Genomic DNA, 17,614 nt, shown 5'->3' with positions numbered 1-17,614 from the left:
GGTGCGCCGTGGCCCCGTTGCGACCGTCTGCCGCGGTCCATACGATGACACCTCCATAATCAGACAAGAAACCTTGGAGGATGGAATGCCCAGAATTCGCGGGCTCGGACTCTGCCTCGGGGCCGGTGCCCTGCTGGCGGTGGCGATGCCGGGGGCGGCGCAGGCGCAGAAGTTCGGCGGCACCCTGAAGACCCAGAACTACGGCAATCCGCCGTCGCTCTCGATCCACGAGGAGGCGACGGTCGGGACGGTCGTGCCGATGATGCCGGTGTTCAACAACCTGGTGATCTACGACCAGCACGTGCCGACGACCAGCCTGGAGTCGATCCGCCCGGAACTTGCCACCGAATGGCGCTGGAGCGACGACCGGACGCAGCTGACCTTCAAGCTGCACGAGGGCGTCAAGTGGCACGACGGCAAGCCGTTCACCGCGGCCGACGTCAAGTGCACCTGGGACATGCTGTCCGGCAAGTCCGACACGAAGCTGCGGCGCAATCCCCGTCAGATCTGGTACCGCAACCTGGAGGAGGTCACCGTCAACGGCGACCATGAGGTGACCTTCAGGCTGTCGCGGCCGCAGCCGGCCTTCCTGGCGATGCTGGCGGCCGGCGTCTCGCCGGTCTATCCGTGCCATGTCGACCCGGCGCAGATGCGCACCAAGCCGGTCGGCACCGGCCCCTTCACGTTCGCCGACTACCGGCAGAACGAAGGCATCTACCTGAAGAAGAACGAGAACTACTGGAAGAAGGACCGGCCGTACCTCGACGGCATCACCTACCGGATCATCTCCAGCACCGCGACGCGGCAGCTCTCTTTCATCGCCGGGGAGGACGACATGACCTTCCCGACCGACGTGTCGATGCCGCTGCTGAAGGACATCCGGACCCAGGCGCCGAACGCGCAGTGCACGGTGCGGCGGCTGAACGTCAGCAACAACCTGCTGGTCAATCGCGACGCGCCGCCGTTCGACAATCCGGAGCTGCGCCGCGCCATGGCGCTGACGCTCGACCGCAACGCCGTCAACGAGATCATCAACGAGGGCAAGGGCGGCATCGGCGGCGCCCTGCTGCCGCCGCCCGATGGCCAGTGGGGCCTGCCGCCCGAGCAGCAGGAGGGGCTGCCCGGCTTCGGCAAGGACATCGAGAAGAACCGCGAGGAGGCCCGCGCCATCATGGAGAAGCTGGGCTACGGGCCGGACAACCGCCTGAAGGTCCAGGTCATCACGCGCAACGCCCAGACCTATCGCGATTCGGCCGTCCTCTTCCTCGATCAGATCAGCCACATCTACATGGACGGCGAGCTGAAGATCATCGAGACCGGCGTCTGGTACAACACGCTAACCCAGAAGAAATTCGCCGTCGGCCTGAACCAGACGGGCACGCCGGTGGACGACCCGGACACGCATCTGTTCGAGAACTATGCCTGCGATTCGGTCCGCAACTACACCAACTACTGTAACCGCGACCTGGAAAAGCTGTTCGAGAAGCAGTCGCTGGAGCCCGACGCGCAGAAGCGCAAGGAGATCGTCTGGCAGATCGACCGCACCCTGCAGGAGGAGGTCGCGCGGCCCGTCTTCTTCCACAACGTGGCGGCCGGCTGCTGGCATCCGCAGGTGAAGAACTACACGATCCAGACCAACAGCATCTACAACGGTTGGCGGTTCGAGGACCTCTGGCTGGACCGGTAGTCGGGCCGGGAACGGTAGAGGGGGCGGTGGGGCCGCGTCGGCCTCACCCCTCGGTTCCCGTCGCGGCCTTGCCGCCGAGCAGATCTAGGGCGCGGCGGCGCAGGTCGGCGTAGGCGGGCGTGCGGGGTGGCTGCCAGTCGTCGCAGGGCAGGCTGCCCCCGGCGATCGCCCGCCGCGGCCCCGCCCGGCACCATTCCAGGGCGGCGAAGCCGGCGCGCAGCCGCAGCGGCCGGACATCCCGCCGGTTCACCGTGACATCCCTGTCGTAGGCGGATTTCAGGCGGTCGGTCGAGAGGCCGCGGACGATCCGCCAGACGGACCGGATGAACGCGCGGTCCTCGTCGCTCTCGCCGTCGATATGGATCGACATCGACCCTTCCGACAGTGACGGCAGATCGAACGCCCAGGCCTGCCTTCCGCCGGGCTGCCCGTGGAACCATGCGGAGCGCTGGTAGAAGAGGGTATGGCGCGGCGGGTTGAGCAGCCTTCGACCTGCTCCGTGCCGGACGGTGCCGAAGACCGGCCTCCAGCCTTCCTCGGCGAATCGGATGCTGACGAGGCTGCGCCGGCAGGCGGCGATCGAAGGTCTGAAAGCGAGCATACCATCGCTGCTCCCGGCGGTGTCGTCGACGAAGCGCACGCCCGGCCAGGCGTCGCGCAGGGCGAGCGACAGCATCGCATCGTCGAGATCCGTGAAGACCGTCACCTTCCGCCAGAGCATGACCTACCGTGGCGCATCGTGCGGGCGTGGATAGGCGCTGCCGTTGTCGGGCGTCTCCGGTACGGGGCGGCCGGCGAGGGCCGCCTCGGCGCGCGCTACCGCCTCCGGTTTCGGCCGGACGATACGGCACAGCATCCGCTTCGGCCGGGCCACGCACCAGCGGATGGCGTGGAAGCCGACCCAGATCGCGTTTGGACTGAAGCCGATCGGTTGGAGGGTCGTCGCGTCGTAGCTGTCCATCTTGTTGGTGGTGTGCGCCTCCAGGATCTTCCAGATGCGCCGGAGAAAGCGGCGCTGCTCGGCGTCGTCCGGATCGAAGGCCGCCGTGAAGCGGCCCTCGTCCGGCGTCGGGAGGTCGTAGGTGGAACCGGGAGGATCCGGTCTGCGGATCCAGCTGCCGCGCTGTTAGAGGACTTCGAGCGGAGGCCGCAAGATCAAGCCGGACTTCGGACTGAGGCGAGGCTCCCAGCCCGTCGGCGGCACCCAGATGTTGACGTTGGTATCGGGGCAGTCCGACAGGCCGTTGCGGCTCTGGACCGGGATCATTTCCCGATCATCCCATTGCACGAACAGTGCGCCCGGAAAGTCGGCCTTGATCGCCTGGGAGATCTCCGCTTCGTCCTCCGGGAAGAGGACGACGTAACGGGTCTTGTTCCGTTCGTAGGGCATCGCGGGCCCCGCAGTCAATAGTTTTATTCGAATCACTGTAGTGCAATTATAATAACATTCGAGACGAAGTCCAGATCCGGCGCAGATCTGCCGTCGTGCGAGATGGACCGGGCACTGTAGGCGGAGGTCCCGCGCCCGGCTTTCTTTCGCAGCGCAACAGCCGGCCGCTGGCACCCTACTCCGGCATAGTAATCACCGCAGCGGGCCTTGTGGGCGCGGGTAGGCGGTACCGTTGTCGGGCGTTTCCGGCTCGGGGCGGCCGGCCAGGGCCGCCTCGGCGCGCGCGACGGCCTCGGGCAAGGGGCGCAGAATGCGGCCGAGAACCCTGCGATCGTTCTCCATGCACCACCGGATCGCGTGGTGACCGACCCAAACCAGATTGGGCCTGTAGCCCGTCGGCTGAAGGGTGAGTGGATCAACCGTGTACATGCGGTTGCTGGTGCACCGGGCGATTAGGCGCCAGAGTTGGCCGATGAAGCGGCGCTGTTCGGGTTGGTCCTGGGTGTACGACGCGTTGAACGATCCCGCCTCCGGATAAGGAAGTTCGTAGTGCGCCTCCGCTGGGTCGGCAGAATGATGCCATCGGCCCCGCACATAATACGCCTGAATGGGAGGCGGCAGGATGAAGGGCTTCGCGGAGGTGCCCCCCAACTTTGGTTGCCAATCATGGGAAGGCAGCCAGATGTGCGTTATCAAGTCATCGCTGTCGGCCAAGCTTCCTTGCGTCTGGAGTGGTAACTCGGCTGAGTCTTCGTCCCTTACAAAAAGGGATTGGGCAAAGTTCTTCCTGATTTCCAGTGAAATGGCGCTTTCATCTGCTGAAAATGCAAGCACATGACGGCTTCTCGTGTAGTAATTCATCCGATCTCACTCGATGCCAAAAAATTTCCTGATAGCGGGTCTGATCGCCTCTTTGATTTCTTCTTTAGTGTAGATCTTGTCTTTGGTGGATTTTGCAATCGTTGCGACATGGTCGGACTGGTTCATATTGTAGCGAAATCGTTCGTCACGTCTCTGTTCGGCTTTCGTTAAAGAACCATCTTTTTTAGTGCTCGCTATGTCGCCATGGAATCTATTTGGACCAGCCGTATCCCCAAAGGTGGTGTCGGCGAACGATCCACCCTTGAGGCCGCCCGTGTCGCGGTTATGTACGTGGTATTCAGGCATCCCCACGCCCGACTCGTTGCGGCCGCCATGGGTATGCTTCAAGCGCCCTTCCATTCCCTCCTCGGCGGCGACCTCAAGAGCAGCCTCTATCAGGAGGTCCGTTTGATCGCGGTTTATGGTACCGCCACGGCGGCTTTCCAGGAAGAGATCTGCAAGCTGGTCGCGGATATCCGCTACCGGGCCTGGCAGTTGTCTGCGATCGGGAACCTCGGCTTCCCCTGGGGCTGGACGCAGCATTTCCGGCTTGGGATCGACGATGACCGGGTTGCCGATCGGACCTTGTCGGCCACCGGGCAGCTGATGCTGCTCGGGAGGAGTCCATCCCTCGCCAGGCGGGGGAGCATCGTCCACACCGAGCAGTTGCCTTTGCAGAAACGGAAACGCGCCCCCTAAGATCACGGACAAAGGCACCCGCACGGTCGTCCGGGGCATCGGCTGTGTTGGCGCTGGCAGGACACCGGGACCGGGGTTGGCGCCTTCTGGCTCCGGGCGATCCGCAGCGAAACTTCCGACGGTCGCGGCGTGCGCGGTTGGGATGAGCAGCGACCGGCGGCCGACTGTGTCGCTCAGCAGCGGCCTGTGGTCGATCACACCCTCTATGATGTAGCGGCCGTCGGGGCCGATCCGCGCCACCTTGGGCGGGTCGCTGAGCAGCAGGATGCGGTGACCGTCCTCCGGTTCGAGCCGCCCCGTCTCCGGCATTCCCTGCTGACGCTGTACCCGGAAGATCGCCTCCTCGACGGCGTCGTCCATGAAGCCGTGCGGTTCGGCGGTGCGGTCGTAGCGGTAGAGGCCGAGGGCGCCGAGGAGGCGCTGGGCGAGCTGGACGTCGGGGCGTTCGTTGTCGCCGTTCACGCCGACGCTGCCGGTGAAGCGGGCGTCGCGGGGCAGGTCGTGGCCGAAGGGGCGCTTCTCGCCCGAGAGGTCGAGTTCGATGTTGCGGTGGGTCTCGCCGCCGGGGGCGGCCCAGCCGTCCTGGCGCAGGCCGCGTTCGGCCTGATAGGCGCGCAGGCCGTCCTCGAACGGCCTGTCGGAGTAGCCGTCGAAGCCGTAGTCGGGCGCACTGTAGTAGCCGAGGCGCGCCAGGGCGTGCTTGGCGGCGAGGACATCGGCAGTGTCGTTGTCGCGGTCGCGGCCGACCTCGCCGCGCAGGGGCAGGCGGAGCATGTTCGTCTCCCGGAGAATGGGCGGAGCGGAAGGGCGGCCGGGGCGGCCGCGCTCCCGGGGGCAGTCCTCGCTTCAGTCGATGTCGGCGTAGAAGAGGTGCCGGCCGATGCGGGCGTGGGGGGTCTTGCCCGTGGCCCAGCGGGGGTGGACGTCGACGCTGTGATAGTGCGTGGCGCCGCCCGTCGGGTCGTCGAGGGTGCCGGCGACGGCGCGGCGGGCGATGCGTCTGGCGATGGCGAAGATCGGGTCGGCGTCGGTGACGGCGAGTAGCTTCGCGCGGTTCGGGTCGTCCTCGTTCCAGCAGGAGAACTGGTAGGCCTTGGTGCAGACCGAGGCGACGGTGCGGCCCCACCAGCCGGGGCGGGCGACGCGGTTCATGACGACGGCGGCCACCGCCTCCATGCCGCGCACCGGCTCGCCCCGCGCCTCGCCCCAGATCGTGCGGGCGAGCAGGTCGACGGGATCGTTCGTGTTTTGTTCCCTGATGGGGATGAGGCGTGGACGCATTGAGTATCTCCTTCTGTAGCGTCAGTGCTGTTCGACAGATTTCCGGCCTCCCCGGCCGGAGCGAAGCGGAGAGCCGGGGCCCAGGAGCCGGCGCGTCTCCCCCTGGGCCCCGGCTCTTCGGGGCTGCGCCCCTGCGGCCGGGGAGGTGGCTATACGGCGAACCGGGTGTCCGCGTGCCACTCCGGGCCGCCGGGGCGCCAGTCGCGGCGAGGCAGGACGGGCACGGGGCCGATGCGCACCGGTTCGGCGAGGACGGCGCCGGCGACCGCGTCCAGGCCGTCGTCGCGGCCGCGGCGGCCGGGCCGCCATTCGCGCATCTCCGACGGGAACGGTGTGTCCCAGACGCTCTCGTGCGCCCAGAGCCGGTTCGCGGCCAGCAGCGGGTCGAGCGCGTCCAGGATGCGCCGGTCCTTGGCGCGGTGGCTGGCCACCTCGACGACGGTGCAGCCGACCTTCCGGGCGCCCATCGCCTTGCGCAGCATGCCGGGCAGGAAGCGGCCGAGGCCGTTCTGCTCGACCACGACGCGCGGCAGGTGCAGGTCCGCGGCGAAGTCCGCCACCTGGCGGCAGAGCTGGTCGGCCTCCGGCTCCGGCGAGGCCGGGTCGTGGGTCAGCCAGGCGATGCGGTGCAGGTAGCGCCGGTCGTTTTCGTCGACGAAGACGGCGGCGACGACGCTGCCGTCGCCGCGCTCCGGCGCGCCGTAGGCCGGATCCCACCAGCAGCCGGCGGCGACCATGCGGCGCCCGTCGAGCCGCAGCTCGGCGCGGCCCTGGACCTCGCGGTATTCCAGTTCCTCGCGGTAGAGGGTGATGCGGTCGGGGTCGAGCCGTCCGTCCTCGGCGCTCATCGGCTGGAGCAGCATCTGGCTGGCGAAGCGTGCCGGGCCGGTGCTGGCGCGGATGCGCTCCACCGCCTCGGGCGGGAAGCGTTCCGGCCAGGGGCTGACGCCGTCCGGCCCGACCAGCGGCACCTCCAGGCGGACGAAGCCGTCGAGGAAGGCGCGCTCCTCGCCGGCGTCGCGCCGCGGCTCGGCGGCGTAGATCGAGTAGAAGCTGTGCGGCGTGCCGGCGTAGAGCAGCAGGCCGCCCGGCTCGAGCACGTAGTCGATCTCGCCCAGGCGCTCGCGCAGCGTGGCGCGCTTGCCCGCCGTGTCGGAGGTGCGCGGCACCTCGACATCGTCGCAGACCACGACGTCGGCATGGCTGCCGGTGATGTTGCCGGACAGGCCGCGCGCCAGCAGCGACGGATCGCGCGCCGCGTGCGGCCGCGCCACGGTGAAGCGGTCGGCGGCCCACTCGGTCCGGCGCGCCGGCAGCAGGCCGCGCGTCGCCGGATGCAGCTCGACGGTGCGCCGGGCGACGCGCACCAGCTTCGCCGCCAGCGGCGCGTCGGCCGACAGCACCAGCACCCGCAGCATCGGCTCGCGATGCAGCAGCCAGATCGCGAACAGGCCGAGCAGGGTGGACTTGCCGCTGTTGCGGAAGGCGAGCAGCAGCAGGCGGCGGTCGCCCCGGCTCCAGCGCGCGTCGAGCCAGCGCGCGATGCGCCCGTGCAGTGCCGGCGTGTCCCGGCCCTGGTTCCGATTCCACAGCCACACGAATTGCGGGAAGCGCAAGCCGGTCGGCGCGGGCTCAGTCATCCGGTTGCACCTCCAGTTCGGGCGGCATGTCGCGCAGCAGCGCCACGAGGTCGACCATCGGATCCGGCCCCCCTGCTTCCGTCGCCGCGGCTTCCGCCGCCGCGGCGCGGGCGAGTCGGCCGAGGCGCAGCAGGCCCTGCAGGTGGGCGAGGGCGCCGCGTGCCGCCGCCGGATCGGTGTCGGCCGCGGCGCGGTACTGGTCGAAGACGGTCCGGACCAGGCCGGGCAAGGCCGCCTCGATCTTCGCCGCCTGCTCGGCGAGCGCTCCCGCCGTCACCAGCCCAGCAGCTTCGTCGCCAGCCAGCCGCTCAGGCCGAGCAGGCTGACCACGGCGGACAGCAGGGTCGTCATGATCCGCCACTGCAGGCGCTCGATCGTCAGGCCGACCTCGCGCAGGCCGGTCCGCAGTTCGGCCAGCGCCTGGCGGATCTCGTCGCGGAACTCCGCCGCGCGGTCGTGCCGCCGCTCCTCGCGCTCGCGGCAGGTCGCCTCGTGCGCACGCAGCGCCCGTTCCGTCGCCGTCGCGATCTCGATCGCACGGGTTTCCATCGAATGGGCTTCCAGGTCCGGCGGAAGAGTCGTCCTCCGGGCGCGCGGGCTCATCCATCGTGCCCTCCCGGGCCGCGGTTGGTGGTCATGCGGGTGCTCCTGTGGGGTGTAGGGGCCGGTCAGGCCTCGGCTTCGAAGACGATGCCGTTCAGGTTGAGCTTCGTGTTGCTGCCCTTGCCGAGCGCTACGCCGCCGTTCGAGCCGGCGGGGAAGACGAAGAGCTCGCCGGCACTGGCGGTCGGGTCGCCGGTGGTGACGCCGAAGGGTCGGATCACGTTCGGCCGGAAGCCCGGCGGCAGCTCGAAGATCGGCGCGGTGGTGGCGACGGTGCCGCCCTTCACGCTGCCGCGCAGTTCGACCATGCCGTCGGGGCGGCGGCGGAACTGCGGCTCCTGGTGCGTCGGGCTGAAGCCGGTCCAGCCGTTCAGCAGCGTCGGCCGGATCCAGTTGCCGTTGCCGGCTACGGGACGTGGCCGGACGGCGCGGCAGAGTGCTGCGGCGAACGCCTTGGCGACGGCGACCTGCCCCTCGACGGTGGGATGGATATTGTCGTTGTACCAGCCGAGGCAGGTGCCGAAGGCGTCGGCGACGTTTGCCATCCCGTGGCCGTTCTGCGCGCAGAAGCGCTTCACCGCCGCGCGGTAGGCGCCGCCCTTCTCGTAATGGGCGGCACCGACGCCGACGACGCCGGAGATGTCGTTGCGGGTGAACACCGGGAAGACGCCGAAGATCGGCACCGCGCCCGCCGCGACGATCCCGTCGGCGATGGTGGCGAGGTTCGCCCGGAAGGTCGCGAGCGGCGTCTGCGCCTGGACGTCGTTGGTGCCGACCATGACCAGGACGTGGCTGTGGCCGGAGAGGTCGAGGTCGTCGACCGCCGCCGCCCAGTAGGCGCTGTCGGTCGAGCTGACAGCGTGGTAGGCGACGTTCAGCGGGCCAATCCCGGGCAGGTTCACCGCGGCGGCCTGCAGCAGCGCCGGCCAGGGCAGCGAGGCCCAGGCGCCGTAGCTGATGCTGTCGCCGATGACGGCGATGGAGAGCGGGCGCGGGCTCTGCGGCAGATGCCGCGTGGTCCGCACCGGATCGAGCAGTGTCACCGTGCCGGAGACGTGCCAGCTCGCGGTGAAGCCGATATCGGCAATGAAGTTGGCGATCGGGTGCCGGTGGATCAGCCAGTCGTTGACGTAGACCTCCACCGTGCCCGCATCGACCAGCCGCAGGCCGAGCGTCACCGAGGCGCCGGCGGGCGCCAGCGCATAGGCGCCGCCGTTCGGCGTGACCAGCACCTTCACGACGCCGCCCGGCGTCTCGATCACCTGCATCTGCGGCAGGCCGGAGAACAGGGCAAAGTCGTAGCGCTTCAGGTCGGTGATCAGCACGGCGGTGACGAAGCCGCCGGCGACAGCCGCCGCACCCGTGTCGCGGAAGGTGACCTCGTACTGCTCGCCGACGACCGGCGGGCGGTTCAGGAACACGCCCTCCTGGCCGCTGGCGAAGGCCTCCTCCCAGGACACGCTGTCGGCGGCGAGCGTGCCGGTGAAGGCGCCTTTGGTCGCCGTCCCGCTGATCGATGCGGGCGTCCAGCCGTCGTCGAAGTTCAGCGCCTCGATCCTCTGGTCGCAGGCGAGCGCCGCGGCCGCCGCCGTGCCGATGCCGTGCAGGGCGAGCGGGACGGCGTGGTTGGCCGGCTTCAGGTGCTGCGTCTGGTGCACCGGGTTCTGCACCGTCAGCGGCGTGGCGAGCGCCATGTCGCGCGTGTTCGGGTTCTCGTCGACCGTCACCACGACGCCCGGATCCGCCTCGACGACGCAGCCCGACAGGTCGGGCCGGCTGCCGGCGAAGCGGTAGGTGCCGGGCCCGGGCAGCCACACCGCGCCCTGCGCTCCGGCTGCGGCGCGGGCGGCCTGGAAAGCCGGCAGGTCGTTCGTCGTGCCGTCGCGCTTCGCGCCGAAGTCCAGGATGTTGGCGCGGTCGGCGAAGCGTACGGCCAGGGTGCGCGGTGCCGCGGACCCGGTCGCGACGACGATGCTGCCGGCGGCGTCTGCCGGTGCCGCGGCAAGGTCGACGGCGGTGGGTGCGCCGAAGCCGTCGAAGCCGAGCAGCCGGCCGGCCCGCTGGGCGCGCGGCGGCAGGGTGGCGTCGATGTCCTCGTCCGCCGGGGCGAGGCGCAGGGTGCGGGCGCGGTCGACGTCCAGCTGCTGCAGGGCCGCCGTCTGGTAGTCGAGTTCGTCGTTGAGGGTGCGGGCGCGGAAGGCGCCGCCCTCCTGGAAATCTGTGGTGCGGGCGATGACGAGGTCGCGCAGCAGGGTCACCCGGACGCCGGCCTGCGGGGCCGTGTCGAAGGTGACCGTGCCGCCGGCATCGTCGCCGGCGCCGGCGACCGTGAAGCCCGCGACCTGCCGCTCGTCGTCGAGCCAGACGCCGAGGTCGTCGGCGGCGAAGATCGGGAAGGGATAGACGAAGCCGGTCTGGACGCCGTCCGCGGCATACTGCACGCGCGGCGAGACGTCGCCGATCCGGATGTGATCGGTGGTCATATCGGTGCCTTTCGGGTGGATGGTCCGCGGGCGAGCCCGCCGCAAGGCCGTGTCAGCGGATGTAGCTGCTCACCAGCTGTGCCTGGTCGAGCAGGTTGCGGCGCTTGTCGAAAGCGATGCCCGTGCGGATCGCGTCGATCTGGCGCTGGCGCCGGGCGAAGGCGTCCAGCGTCTCGGTTTCGCTCTCGTCGATAAGGCCGGCGAGCAGCGCCTCGCCGGAGCCGCCGTTCGTTCCGCCGGCACCGGCGCCCAGCCGGGCGCGGGCGGTGGCGCTGGCGGCGGCGAGGGCCCGGGCGCGGCGGCGCTCCTCGGTCTCGCGGTCTGCCTCGATCTGGGCGATCTGCGCCTTGGCCTCGGCCTTGCGCTGTTGGTTGGCAAGGGACAGCTGCTGACTGCGCATCAGCAGGTCCATGGTGCCGAGCCCGCTCAGCGCGAGTGCGGCCACGGGAATCGAAGAGCCCATCAGTCGTTCACCTGTAGTCGCGTGTTGACGGAAAGGATCGTGCAGGGCAGCGGCGCGTCCTGCGCCACGCGCCAGACCGGTGCGGCTGCCGGGCCGAGGTCGCCGCGCCGCCAGCCGATGGCGCGCACGCGCCGGTCACCGGTGAAGCGCGGGGCCGGCCCGTCGAGGACCCCAGCCGGGCCGATGCGCCGGAAGGCGAGGTCGGCGAAGCCGCGGCCGATGTCGAGCCGCAGCGCCCCGGTCTCCAGCAGGCGGAAGGTGATCTCCACCGGCCGCCAGGTCCGGCCCTGCACCGAGCTTTCGCCGAAGGCCGGCGGCAGCGGTTCGATCTCGTGGGTATAGGCGAGCCCGGCGGCGACGCTGCGCGCCGGTGCGTCGAGATGGATGGTCCCGTCGGTCACCAGCGCGTCGGGCCGCAGGGTGCCGTCGGCGACGATCCGCACCGTGCGGCCCTCCAGATGGTCGAGACCGCTCCAGGTGTCGGTGGGATCTTCGGACTCGCCGGTCAGCGCGCTGTCGGTCAGCAGCCCGTCGTCGAACGTCTCGATCAGGAAGGCGCCGTCGCGCTCGACCAGCAGCCACACGTCGCCGCCGGTGCAGGCCGCGGCGCGGATGGCGCCGGCCGTCGACTGGAAGGTCCAGGCCGTCACCTGCTCGGCGCGGTAGACGGTGAGCGTCGCGAGGCTGCCGTCGCCCAGCACGACATGGAAGAGGCGCTGGCCGGGGTCGTAGTCCTGGTCCACGGGATCGCGGAAGGCGTGCCGGGCGAGCAGCGCCAGGTCGGTCGCCTGATAGGCCTGCTCGATGTCGGCGAACAGGAACTCGCGCAGCTCGCGCCCGCTGCGCGCCGCGAACAGGGTGGCACCGTCGACGTCGCGCGGCGGCACCTGTCGGGCGACAACCGAACCGACGCGCGTCTGCCGGCGGACCTGCAGTGCCGCCGGGGTCAGCGGTTCGCCGGTGACCATCCACTCGGCGCCCGAGGTGAAGACCTGCAGGTGGCGGCCGGAGAAGACGGCGCGGATGGCGTTCACCTGGTCCGACAGGATCGGGAACTCGATCGCCTCGTCGTCCAGCCCGGTGCCCAGGTCGAAGTTGAAGAACTCGCCCGATTTCGACAGCCACAGCCGGTTCGGCTGGTCGCGGCTGCCGCCGAGGACGAGCCGGTCCTGGTGGAAGCACACCGAAGCCGGCCAGCCGCGGACGGCGGAGAAGGCGGCCTCGTCCCAGTCCGTGGTGGCGGCGGTGTCTTCCAGGTCCTCCTTCACCGTCGCCGTCGCCTGGGTGGGCGAGACGACCGTGGCGATCTCGACCTGCCTGCGCTTCAGCCGGAAGCGGAGGCCGACATGGTCGGCGACGAAGTGATCGGCCGAGGCGGTCAGGGTGACGGTGCCGGTCGTGCCGCCGGGCGTCAGGGTCACCGCGTCGGCGGCGAAGCGCTGGAACGGCACGCGCAGCAGCCCGTCCTCCTCGACGAACGCCCACGGGGCGATCGTCCACACGCTTTCCGACGTGCGGCTGACGCGGCGGGGCGGCAGATCCGGATGCACCACCAGAAGCGTGTCGGCGGACTGGGTCCAGACCAACTGCGGCAGGTGTGCCGCCGTCCAGGGCGACGCCACGGCGGCGACCGGCTCGCCCTCGCGCAGGACGTCGATCCAGCCGTCGGTCAGCACCAGCAGGTAGGTCTGCTCGGTGTTGAACTCGAAGGCGGCGAGGCGGCCGGGGCCGCGCGCCGTCGCGACGAAGCGTGTGCCGGCCCGTCGCGCCACGCCGCCCGTCGGCCGGATGAAGACGTTGCGCAGCCGCGCCGCGCCATTAGTGTAGGCCGAGAGTTCGCCGCGGCCGAGCAGGTCGGGCGACAGTTCGCCCGCGGTGAAGCTGGTCTTCAGATGGTCGAGCCGGCTCATCCGCGCGCCTCCACCAGCGGGAAGCGGTCGAGCGCCTGGGCGGTCTCCTGCTGCGCGTCGATCAGGCGGGCGCGCCGCATCTCGTCGTCGGCGAGCTTGAAGAGCAGCTGCGCGCGGGCCGTGCTCTCGGTGATCGGCGTGCAGAACTCCGCCGCCAGCCGCGCGATCAGCGCCTGGTCGAAGAAGGGCGGGAAGTCGGCCTCGGCCGGGCGGAAGATGTAGGTCAGCACGATCTCGTCGGTCGAGGCGTGCAGGCGCCGTTCGGCGATGCGGTAGGGCACGCCGCCGGTCGAAATCCCGCGCAGGAAGTCGGCCGGCAGCTGAAAGGCGTGGTCGTAGTCGGCGACCGGCGACGCGGCGAGGCGCGGCAGCCGCAGCTGTCCCGTGGCGAAGCCCCACGGGTGGACGGACAGCAGCGCGTCGCGCGTCGACGGATACAGGTTCGCCGCCACCTCGGCCTCGGCGGTCCCCTCCTCGAAGGAGGCGATCGGCGCCGCGCCGAGCTTCAGCAGTGCGCACGAGCAGAGTGCGAGCGCGGTCAGGGCCATCGGATGCTCCTGTCGGGGAGGGGAATGCGTCAGGCCGTCGCCGCGACGGTCACCGTGCCGCCGGCGTTCGTCGCGACCCGGCGGATGCCGGCCGAGCCGGCGCTGTCGGCGATGACGATCAGGTCGGCGACGCGCAGCATGGGGGCAGCCTCGTTGAAGTAGCCGGAGGCCGTGATCGCCGCGAGCGCATCGGCGCCGCTGCCGTACTGCCAGAGGGTGAAGCCGTTGGCGTAGGCGATGACCGAGAGGTTCCTGGACTGGAAGGCCATGGGAAGTTCCTTTTGGTGGTGCGTGCGTAGGGGCGGCGCTCGCCCCGCCTGCGGCCGTGGGGCCGGACCGCCCCGTGCTTCGAGACGCGTCGCTGCGCGCCGCTCCTCAGCATGAGGCGGTCCTACTGGTCTGGTGGGTTTGGCAGGCCCTCGTGCTGAGGAGCGCCCGACAGGGCGCGTCTCGAAGCACGGGGAGCGGAAAGAGCCCTCAGCTCTCCAGGCAGCGCAGCGTCACGACGCCCGCGGGGTCGACGATCACGGCGCCCTGGCTCATCGAGTTGGCGACGAACCAGGCGGCGCGGTCGCCGTGCCAGGTGATGTCGCTCTTCACGTCGGCGCCCGAGGCGTGGCCGATCGCGGTCTTGTGGTACCAGTGGCAGGAGCGGACCGAGCCGGTCAGCGTCAGCCCGGAATGCGGCATCCACAGCGTGCCGAGCCAGCGCTTCGCCTGGGTGCTGCGCCAGGGCAGTTCGTCGGCGCCGACATAGTCGGCATTGGCGAACTCCTCGATGTCGAGCAGTTGGCTCCACTGCTTCCAGCCGATGACGGCGTAGCGCTGGCCGTCGTCCGGCACGTCGGCGCCGCCCAGCGCCTCGAACGCCGCCAGCACCTTCGCCTTGGTCAGGCCATCGGCGGCACCGCCGGCATAGTTCGTCGACGTGTCCAGCTGCTTGATGATGAGTTCGTCGGTCTTGCGGCCGAGGGCGTAGGCGCCGGCGTTGGCGATGACCTGGCGCTCGTCGGACTTCACCTTGATGTCGTCCAGCCGGTCGACCCAGTCGCCGGCGTAATAGTCGTAGAGGAAGCACTCCACCGGCGTGTGGTTCAGGTTCATCACCGGGATCTGGCCGTGGCGCGACTTGGTGGCGGCGGTGCCGGCGCCGACGCGCTGGAAGGTGGTCGAACTGCCCTTGATGTTGCCCTTCGAGCGCACGGTCTGGCGCAGCTTCGAGCCCATCCGCTGATAGGCCATGTGGACGTCCGCCTGGAAATGCTTGACGAACGCCTGATCGATCGAGGTCGACATGCGGTTTGATCTCCTTTTGTTCTCTTGAACGCCGAGGCCCGTCAGCGCGCGTCGCCGAACAGCCGGCGGAAGCCCTCTTCGACGTGGTTGACCAGTTTCGGGTCGCGGTCGCGCCAGTAGCGCGGGTCGCGCATCAGGGACCGCAGCGCGTCCTCGTCCTCGGGCGGCTGGGTCGCACCGCCGCCGAGGACGCCGGGTTCGCCCGACGCCATCATCTGCTTCAGCGCCATCACGCCCTCGTAGGTCGTCGACAGCGCCTGGAGCAGTTCCGGTTTCAGGTGCGCCTTGCCCCAGGCGAGCATCTGGCGCGACGCCTCGCGCCAGCGCGTCTCGCCGCCGAAGGCCTGGGCCAGGCGCTCGGTGTCGCGCTGCGCCTCGCGCTCGGCCGCGTCGCCGCCGACCAGCGGCACCAGCACCTCGGCGGCGAGGTCGTAGACCAGCTTCGCCTGGGCGTTGGTGAAACCGGCGGCGTGCAGGCGGCGGTTCACTTGCGGATCGCCGGCGCCGAGCGCTTCCGGCACGGCGAAGTCGTACGCGTCGGCGGACGCGGGCGGCCGTTCGGCACCGGCCAGCTCGGCATAGGCGCGGGCGAGGTCGTCGACCCGCACCTGGCCGGCCTGAGCGTCCCAGAAGGGTTCGGGAACGTGCTCCGGCCGTGCAGGGGCTGCGGGCGCGTCCATGGGCGCGTTGGCGGGCGTGTGGGTGTATTCCGGCGCCGCAGGCGCCGGTTCGAAGCTGCTTTCGTTCATGGTGGTCCTTTCGAGAAGGTCGGAGCGCTGGCGTCGAGCGATGGCCTACCCGCGGCCCCGGGCGATCAGCGCCTCGATGGTGGCGACGAGGGCGCGCTGGCCCTCGACGAAGCGCAGCAGGGCTTCGCTCGCCTCGGGGCCGAGGCGGCGGTCGATGGTGACGGCGCGCAGATGGGCGAGGGCGGTCGCGCCGTGCGGCCCGGCGAAGGTGCAGGCGAAGGCCCGCGCCACCTCATCCGAGGACATCGGCCATCCCCGCCAGCAGTTCCGCCGGCAATTGTACGGCGGCGCCCGGTGCGGCTTCGGCCGGCGAACCGGTTTCCCGCATCAGCTCTGCCGGTACCCCGAGGCGGCGGCCGATCCAGCGCGCGGTGGCCGCGCCGTCGACCACCGATGCGGCGTCCGGTCCGAGCGTCGCCGTCGCTTCCAGCCACATCAGCGTCGCCCGCACCTCCGCCTCGGCCTGGATCATCGCCAGCGGCGAGCGGTATTCGAGCGTTACCGTGCGGCCGTCGATGACGATGTCGGGCACCTCGCCGCGCCGGCGCAGCAAGGCCAGGCCACGCGTCACCAGCGGCGACAGCAGCTCCGACTGCAGCCGGCCGTAGGTGGCGCCAAGCACCCGCGCCATCTCCGCGGAGCGCTGCAGAACCTCGGTCGCCGTCATGCGCGGCGCGTCCACCGGCCCCAACCGGTCGACCAGCAGGGCGTGGCGAATGCGAGCGCGCAGGTCGTCGAGCACCAGCTGCGACACGTCGAACCTGCCGGGGGCGGCCAGCGGGGTCAGGCCGGCCGAGCCCTGCGCCTTCGGGATGATGGCGCCGGGGACGAGGCGCACCGTCGCCGGGTTGAGCACGCCGTCGTCATCGGCCTGCCAGATGCCGGTGACGGCGATCGAGGCGTTCTTCAGGATCAGCTCGACGACCTTGTTGGCGGTCTTGATGTCCGGCAGCGCCTTCATCACCGGCGAGCGGCCGTAGACCTCGCCCGGCGCCTTCAGCCAGCGGAAGTTGAGGAAAGGCGAGGCGGTGAACCGGCCTTCGCCGAGGAGCCGAGCCTCGCCGTCGGCGGAGGCTTCGAGCACGGCCGACCAGAGATAGCCGCCCTTCTCGGGTTCGACCGTTTCCAGCAGGGCGTGCCGCGCATCGGCGGCGTCGCCCTCTTCGGGATCGGGCAGGTCGGCACTGGGGAAGCGTGCCCGGATCTGTGCGGCGGTCAGTTCGGCGCGCCGGAAGGTCCGGTCGAGCGCACCGGACGGTCCTTCCTCCAGGACGACGTCCTCGATCGGCACCGCCGTGAAGCGGAAGGCCGATTGCTCGCCCGGCTGCGCCTCCTCGAAGAGCAGCGACGCCGTGCCGGCCGTCACCAGGTCGAGATAGGCCTGCTGCATCTCGGTCGCGAAGTTCGACCGGTCGAAATGCCGCTGCAGCGTCTCCGCCGCGCGGTCGAGCGGTGCCGCCACCGCGGCGGCCTCCTCCGGCGTCAGGTCGGGACCGGGGGCCAGGCCGAACCAGCGCGACCAGGGCGGCGTCAGTTCCGCCACCAGGCTGGCCGCCAGCTGCTCGACCGCGTCGGGCGCAGTGCCGTCGAACAGGCGGTCGGCCGACTTGGCGCCGGGACCCTCCAGGCGCGTGCGGTGCGGCATCACCTGTTCGAAACAGTCGCGCCAGTGCGATTCCCACTGGCAGCGTCGGTCGCGGGCCGCGGCGAAGCGCCGGATCAGCGCATCGGCGCGTGTCGTGTCGGAGTCCGGTTCGGACGCCATCTCACTGGCCCAGCAGGCTGCGCCGGCCGGGCGCGCTGTCCTCGGTGCGCAGCAGGCCGCGCGGCCCCGTCTCGATCAGGCCGGCGCGGCCGCGCAGCCGGCGCAGCAGCAAGCGTTCGCGCTCGCGCTGCTCGTTCTCCGCGGCGGTGTCGGGAATCGGCTCCGGGTCGGGGATCTTGGGGCTCGAGAAGAGTCCGCCCATGCTCGTGTCGCTCCTCTAGTGGGCCGATGCGGGGCCC

Annotated in this window: 20 protein-coding genes; 1 reads left to right on the top strand and 19 read right to left on the bottom strand. The window is 70.4% G+C overall.

All coding sequences use genetic code 11. The features are described 5' to 3' along the window. Positions 1-85 precede the first annotated feature (85 nt). Positions 86-1,687 carry an ABC transporter substrate-binding protein gene (locus tag ABIE65_RS03565; RefSeq protein ID WP_354075543.1) on the top strand — a complete coding sequence of 534 codons (1,602 nt, stop codon included), beginning with the start codon at positions 86-88 and terminating at the stop codon, positions 1,685-1,687. Between the two features lie 43 nt (positions 1,688-1,730). Here ABIE65_RS03565 and ABIE65_RS03560 read toward each other — a convergent pair whose 3' ends face one another. The 19 genes from ABIE65_RS03560 to ABIE65_RS03470 form a co-directional block, all read right to left on the bottom strand. Then, a complete protein-coding gene (locus ABIE65_RS03560) occupies positions 1,731-2,408 on the bottom strand; it encodes a DUF8467 domain-containing protein (protein WP_354075542.1) in 678 nt (225 codons plus the stop codon). 3 nt (positions 2,409-2,411) lie between these two features. Further along, positions 2,412-2,648 (bottom strand): hypothetical protein, encoded by a 237-nt coding sequence (locus ABIE65_RS03555; RefSeq protein ID WP_354075541.1) that lies wholly within the window; start codon positions 2,646-2,648, stop codon positions 2,412-2,414. Between the two features lie 165 nt (positions 2,649-2,813). Continuing rightward, entirely contained in the window at positions 2,814-3,077 is a 264-nt protein-coding gene (locus ABIE65_RS03550; protein ID WP_354075540.1) for a hypothetical protein, read from the bottom strand. Positions 3,078-3,269: 192 nt separating this feature from the next. Continuing rightward, the gene (locus tag ABIE65_RS03545; RefSeq protein WP_354075539.1) at positions 3,270-3,938 is read right to left on the bottom strand and encodes a hypothetical protein; all 669 of its coding nucleotides are present in this window, start codon (positions 3,936-3,938) and stop codon (positions 3,270-3,272) included. Positions 3,939-3,944: 6 nt separating this feature from the next. Then, complete coding sequence (locus ABIE65_RS03540) at positions 3,945-5,411, bottom strand: peptidoglycan-binding domain-containing protein (protein WP_354075537.1); 1,467 nt, start codon at positions 5,409-5,411, stop codon at positions 3,945-3,947. Positions 5,412-5,483: 72 nt separating this feature from the next. Next, positions 5,484-5,918, bottom strand: a complete 435-nt coding sequence (locus ABIE65_RS03535; RefSeq protein ID WP_354075536.1) for a cell wall hydrolase — start codon at positions 5,916-5,918, stop codon at positions 5,484-5,486. Between the two features lie 149 nt (positions 5,919-6,067). Continuing rightward, positions 6,068-7,558: a phage terminase large subunit gene (gene terL, locus ABIE65_RS03530; RefSeq protein WP_354075535.1), complete on the bottom strand. Its 1,491-nt coding sequence runs from the start codon at positions 7,556-7,558 to the stop codon at positions 6,068-6,070. Next, positions 7,551-7,835: a hypothetical protein gene (locus ABIE65_RS03525; protein WP_354075533.1), complete on the bottom strand. Its 285-nt coding sequence runs from the start codon at positions 7,833-7,835 to the stop codon at positions 7,551-7,553. Before ABIE65_RS03525 ends, terL begins: the two co-directional genes overlap by 8 nt. Continuing rightward, positions 7,832-8,107 (bottom strand): hypothetical protein, encoded by a 276-nt coding sequence (locus ABIE65_RS03520; protein ID WP_354075532.1) that lies wholly within the window; start codon positions 8,105-8,107, stop codon positions 7,832-7,834. Before ABIE65_RS03520 ends, ABIE65_RS03525 begins: the two co-directional genes overlap by 4 nt. A gap of 119 nt (positions 8,108-8,226) precedes the next feature. Next, positions 8,227-10,644 (bottom strand): SGNH/GDSL hydrolase family protein, encoded by a 2,418-nt coding sequence (locus ABIE65_RS03515; protein WP_354075531.1) that lies wholly within the window; start codon positions 10,642-10,644, stop codon positions 8,227-8,229. Positions 10,645-10,696: 52 nt separating this feature from the next. Beyond that, a complete protein-coding gene (locus ABIE65_RS03510; RefSeq protein WP_354075530.1) occupies positions 10,697-11,107 on the bottom strand; it encodes a hypothetical protein in 411 nt (136 codons plus the stop codon). Next, entirely contained in the window at positions 11,107-13,017 is a 1,911-nt protein-coding gene (locus tag ABIE65_RS03505; RefSeq protein WP_354075529.1) for a phage tail protein, read from the bottom strand. The genes ABIE65_RS03510 and ABIE65_RS03505 overlap by 1 nt, the downstream gene beginning before the upstream one ends. Beyond that, positions 13,014-13,565 (bottom strand): phage connector family protein, encoded by a 552-nt coding sequence (locus tag ABIE65_RS03500; protein ID WP_354075528.1) that lies wholly within the window; start codon positions 13,563-13,565, stop codon positions 13,014-13,016. Before ABIE65_RS03500 ends, ABIE65_RS03505 begins: the two co-directional genes overlap by 4 nt. Positions 13,566-13,594: 29 nt before the next feature. Continuing rightward, positions 13,595-13,834 carry a hypothetical protein gene (locus tag ABIE65_RS03495; RefSeq protein WP_354075526.1) on the bottom strand — a complete coding sequence of 80 codons (240 nt, stop codon included), beginning with the start codon at positions 13,832-13,834 and terminating at the stop codon, positions 13,595-13,597. Positions 13,835-14,042: 208 nt separating this feature from the next. Further along, entirely contained in the window at positions 14,043-14,861 is an 819-nt protein-coding gene (locus ABIE65_RS03490; RefSeq protein ID WP_354075524.1) for a phage capsid protein, read from the bottom strand. Between the two features lie 41 nt (positions 14,862-14,902). Beyond that, a complete protein-coding gene (locus ABIE65_RS03485) occupies positions 14,903-15,610 on the bottom strand; it encodes a capsid assembly protein (protein ID WP_354075523.1) in 708 nt (235 codons plus the stop codon). 45 nt (positions 15,611-15,655) lie between these two features. Next, a complete protein-coding gene (locus ABIE65_RS03480; protein WP_354075521.1) occupies positions 15,656-15,856 on the bottom strand; it encodes a Bbp19 family protein in 201 nt (66 codons plus the stop codon). Next, positions 15,843-17,375 carry a portal protein gene (locus ABIE65_RS03475; RefSeq protein ID WP_354075520.1) on the bottom strand — a complete coding sequence of 511 codons (1,533 nt, stop codon included), beginning with the start codon at positions 17,373-17,375 and terminating at the stop codon, positions 15,843-15,845. The genes ABIE65_RS03480 and ABIE65_RS03475 overlap by 14 nt, the downstream gene beginning before the upstream one ends. Before the next feature lies 1 nt (position 17,376). Continuing rightward, positions 17,377-17,577 (bottom strand): hypothetical protein, encoded by a 201-nt coding sequence (locus ABIE65_RS03470; RefSeq protein ID WP_354075519.1) that lies wholly within the window; start codon positions 17,575-17,577, stop codon positions 17,377-17,379. Between the last annotated feature and the right edge of the window lie 37 nt (positions 17,578-17,614).

Source organism: Constrictibacter sp. MBR-5 (assembly GCF_040549485.1).
Classification (GTDB): Bacteria; Pseudomonadota; Alphaproteobacteria; order JAJUGE01; family JAJUGE01; genus Constrictibacter.
The sequence above is the reverse complement of the archived record's forward strand: the minus strand, read 5'-3'. Positions and strand labels throughout refer to the sequence as shown.

Coding starts and splice junctions, on each gene's coding strand:
- ABIE65_RS03485 (WP_354075523.1), bottom strand. CDS start 15,610: ATGAACGAAAGCAGCTTCGAACCGGCGCCTGCGGCGCCGGAATACACC.
- ABIE65_RS03515 (WP_354075531.1), bottom strand. CDS start 10,644: ATGACCACCGATCACATCCGGATCGGCGACGTCTCGCCGCGCGTGCAG.
- ABIE65_RS03490 (WP_354075524.1), bottom strand. CDS start 14,861: ATGTCGACCTCGATCGATCAGGCGTTCGTCAAGCATTTCCAGGCGGAC.
- ABIE65_RS03555 (WP_354075541.1), bottom strand. CDS start 2,648: ATGGACAGCTACGACGCGACGACCCTCCAACCGATCGGCTTCAGTCCA.
- ABIE65_RS03510 (WP_354075530.1), bottom strand. CDS start 11,107: ATGGGCTCTTCGATTCCCGTGGCCGCACTCGCGCTGAGCGGGCTCGGC.
- ABIE65_RS03535 (WP_354075536.1), bottom strand. CDS start 5,918: ATGCGTCCACGCCTCATCCCCATCAGGGAACAAAACACGAACGATCCC.
- terL (WP_354075535.1), bottom strand. CDS start 7,558: ATGACTGAGCCCGCGCCGACCGGCTTGCGCTTCCCGCAATTCGTGTGG.
- ABIE65_RS03495 (WP_354075526.1), bottom strand. CDS start 13,834: ATGGCCTTCCAGTCCAGGAACCTCTCGGTCATCGCCTACGCCAACGGC.
- ABIE65_RS03500 (WP_354075528.1), bottom strand. CDS start 13,565: ATGGCCCTGACCGCGCTCGCACTCTGCTCGTGCGCACTGCTGAAGCTC.
- ABIE65_RS03520 (WP_354075532.1), bottom strand. CDS start 8,107: ATGGAAACCCGTGCGATCGAGATCGCGACGGCGACGGAACGGGCGCTG.
- ABIE65_RS03475 (WP_354075520.1), bottom strand. CDS start 17,375: ATGGCGTCCGAACCGGACTCCGACACGACACGCGCCGATGCGCTGATC.
- ABIE65_RS03505 (WP_354075529.1), bottom strand. CDS start 13,017: ATGAGCCGGCTCGACCATCTGAAGACCAGCTTCACCGCGGGCGAACTG.
- ABIE65_RS03550 (WP_354075540.1), bottom strand. CDS start 3,077: ATGCCCTACGAACGGAACAAGACCCGTTACGTCGTCCTCTTCCCGGAG.
- ABIE65_RS03470 (WP_354075519.1), bottom strand. CDS start 17,577: ATGGGCGGACTCTTCTCGAGCCCCAAGATCCCCGACCCGGAGCCGATT.
- ABIE65_RS03480 (WP_354075521.1), bottom strand. CDS start 15,856: ATGTCCTCGGATGAGGTGGCGCGGGCCTTCGCCTGCACCTTCGCCGGG.
- ABIE65_RS03560 (WP_354075542.1), bottom strand. CDS start 2,408: ATGCTCTGGCGGAAGGTGACGGTCTTCACGGATCTCGACGATGCGATG.
- ABIE65_RS03565 (WP_354075543.1), top strand. CDS start 86: ATGCCCAGAATTCGCGGGCTCGGACTCTGCCTCGGGGCCGGTGCCCTG.
- ABIE65_RS03545 (WP_354075539.1), bottom strand. CDS start 3,938: ATGAATTACTACACGAGAAGCCGTCATGTGCTTGCATTTTCAGCAGAT.
- ABIE65_RS03540 (WP_354075537.1), bottom strand. CDS start 5,411: ATGCTCCGCCTGCCCCTGCGCGGCGAGGTCGGCCGCGACCGCGACAAC.